The 2,677-nt window shown below is 68.7% G+C and carries 2 protein-coding genes and 2 pseudogenes; all 4 read right to left on the reverse strand.

Annotation, left to right across the window (positions count from 1 at the left end; translation table 11 throughout):
* Positions 1-312 (reverse strand): annotated as a pseudogene (locus tag MTR65_RS14625) (TrbI/VirB10 family protein); the annotation flags it as partial.
* A 14-nt stretch (positions 313-326) separates the two neighbouring features.
* The gene (locus tag MTR65_RS14630) at positions 327-1,175 is read right to left on the reverse strand and encodes a TrbG/VirB9 family P-type conjugative transfer protein (protein ID WP_243801469.1); all 849 of its coding nucleotides are present in this window, start codon (positions 1,173-1,175) and stop codon (positions 327-329) included.
* Positions 1,172-2,407 carry a TrbL/VirB6 family protein gene (locus MTR65_RS14635; RefSeq protein WP_243801472.1) on the reverse strand — a complete coding sequence of 412 codons (1,236 nt, stop codon included), beginning with the start codon at positions 2,405-2,407 and terminating at the stop codon, positions 1,172-1,174. The genes MTR65_RS14630 and MTR65_RS14635 overlap by 4 nt, the downstream gene beginning before the upstream one ends.
* Positions 2,408-2,412: 5 nt before the next feature.
* Positions 2,413-2,677 (reverse strand): annotated as a pseudogene (locus MTR65_RS14640) (VirB4 family type IV secretion/conjugal transfer ATPase); the annotation flags it as partial.

Raw genomic sequence — 2,677 nt, forward strand, 5'->3', positions numbered from 1 at the left:
AGCGGGGCGCGCCGACGGCGTCGGTACGGGCGCCTCGGGGACCGGCGCGGGCGCGGCGGCAAGATCCTGTTCGGGCGCCGCGTTGCGCGCGCCGTCCATCATCCACAAGGTAAGACCGCCCAGGGCCGCGACGAAGACAATCCCCGCCACGAGGCCCAGGCCATCGGCCTTCTTGCGCTGCGAGACCTGGGGCAGGACGTTGCGGGTGGCAAGGTCGATAACCTCGGCCCCCTCACCCTCACGCGGGTCGGTCGCGTTGGCGCCGAAGCGGCGCTCATGCAGGGCGGAAACGGAAGAGGAATGGGGCGCCATCGTTCAGGCCCTTCTCACTGTGCCGAGACCGGCGGGGTTGTACCTGCACGCTGCGCGAGAGCCGGTGCGGGCCGTTCGCCGAGCGGCACGGTGTTGAGCAGCTCGGCGACATCCTTGCCCCGGCGCAGGATGATGCGGTCGGGCACATCGCTCACCACGATGGTGGGGCCGCGCACGGCATAGTTGACCGGCCCTTCGTCGCCCTTCTCGTTCTCGACAAGGATGGCGGGCAGGTTCGGTGTCTGCTCGGGCCAGACGAGGTAGGTCGACTGCCCGTCGTCGTAGACCCGCACGGGCTGCAGCTTGGCCGCGCCCTTGCGCTCCCACGCGAAGTTGAGCGCGGACGCCTCGGCGGGCATCGCCAAGGGATCGCCCTCGGCCACGGCGCGCTCGGCCGGATCGAGATGGGCCAGGCGCTCCGTCTCGCTGGGACGGGCAAGCGGAGTGTCATCCACCGGCTCTTCCTCGTCCGCATAAGTAAAACGCAGCATGTAGAGCGGCTTGGCCTTGGCTCCTGCGACGAGATCGAAGAAGTACGTGCGCTTGTTCGTGACAACCGTCATGTTGGTGCGCGCGCTGGTCTCCAGCGGCTTCACGAACAGGAGGTCGGCGCGCTTGTTGGGCGTGATCTGCCACTGCGAACTGTCGCCCACCGCGACGTTCTCGATCGCTTCGTTACGGCCAAAGGCGATGGTGGCCTGAACCGTTGTGCGCCCGGGAATGGTGACGACCTCGTCGGCCCGGTAGGCGTGCTCGACCAGGCGATCATCGGCGAGAACAGGGGCGCTCAGCAGCCCTGCGGCGAGAACCGATCCCAGCATCAGGCGCGAAAGTGTGGTGCGCAGCGTGAAGGCGTGCGTCATCGTGTCTTCTCCTTGACCGGCGCGCGGCCGGTGTCGTTCGAGGCGCTGCGAAAGCGGCTGCCAATGCCCTTCGCGCGCATGTCCTGTCCGGCTCCGGCGGGCGCAATGCCGCCGCCGGTAACGTGGGTGGTCACGGTGCGCCGGTCACCCGAGCGGCCTGAGGCACCCTCCCCGCCGTTACCGCCTGGCCCTGCCTGCGCAGCGTGGCTGGCGGCCAACGCGCTCATGTGCCCGGTGCGAGAGGTGGCAACGCCCAGTGGCTGGAGCATCGAGGCCACGGGCGCCGGTGCGGGCGCGGCGGCGCTCGATCCTGCCCGCTCCTCGCGGGAAGCCGCCAATCCGAAGACGCGCCAGCCCGAGACCATCGTGCCCGCGACCTTGAACACCATCACCATGAGCGCGACGTGGACCGCCGCGACCGTGAAGAAGGCCATGGCCGCGCGCCCGTCGATCTCGCCCAACTGCGCCGAACTGACGAGCGCGGAGACGATGGGCACGAGCAGTTCGAGGATGATGCCTCCGCCCATGACCACGAAGAGCGGCGTGAAGGCGGTCAGCACCATGCCACGCAGCCAGCCTGCGGTGAGCCCGCGGGTTGCACCAAAAAGCCCAAGAATGACAAAGAGAGGCCCCAGCGCGATGAGGATGCCCAGCGCAATGCGCGCGGTGAGGAGAATGCCCACGGTCCCCAGCAGAAGCAGGATCGCGCCCATCCACATCAGCCCTTCGGGCGACATCATCGAGGCCGCGTCGGCCGCGTCCTTGGCCGCCTCTCCGGTCGAGCCGCTGCCCGATCCGGCATTGGTGCCGATTTCGTTGATGACACCGAAGACAATGTCGATGCGGTCCGCGAAGATCTGCGTAGCCGAACCATCCGCGCCCATGAGTTGCCCCGCGATCCAGTCGGGACCGGCGAGCGCAAAGCTCCAGACCATGCCCTGGTAGGCAAGCCAGCTGCTGGTGAAGAGGAGCACCACGCCGATCGTGATCATGCGCGGCATAAGCGAGGACACGCCCACCGAAGCGCGCCCCGTCATCAGGAGGAAGGCAAAGAGCGCGATGTAGAGCGCGAGCAGGATCGAGATCGCGGGCACGAGCGCGCCGTCGCTTCCAAACAGGCGCCCGAAAGCGCCCGCGGCCATCTCGTTTGCCACGCAGTCGACCGCCCGCAGAGCCGGGGCCACCCCGTTCGAGGCAAGTTCCGTCAGACGCTGGCAGGTGTCGCTGGCCATGATCTTTACTCGGCCGCCTCGATCCAGAGCGCCTCGTCAGCCCCAGCGGTATCGCCGTCACCCGGCCAGGCCTGGCCGGTGAGCGCGGGGTACCAGGCGCGCGGCGCGTCGCCATAGCGTTCGCGCAGCGCATCGAGCTTGCGCACGGTGCTCTCGCGGCCCGACAGGACCGTCAGCACCTCGGGACTGCCCGAGAGGTCGAGACGCACCACAACCGAGGCATCGCTCTGGCGGATGAGGAAGCAGCGCGAGTGCGCCGGGAGCGTGCGG

Source organism: Novosphingobium mangrovi, from assembly GCF_022818885.1.
Taxonomy (GTDB): Bacteria; Pseudomonadota; Alphaproteobacteria; order Sphingomonadales; family Sphingomonadaceae; genus Novosphingobium; species Novosphingobium mangrovi.

What these genes read in the sequence shown, in the direction of transcription:
- MTR65_RS14635 (WP_243801472.1), bottom strand. Translation starts at nt 2,407, where the DNA reads ATGGCCAGCGACACCTGCCAGCGTCTGACGGAACTTGCCTCGAACGGG.
- MTR65_RS14630 (WP_243801469.1), bottom strand. Translation starts at nt 1,175, where the DNA reads ATGACGCACGCCTTCACGCTGCGCACCACACTTTCGCGCCTGATGCTG.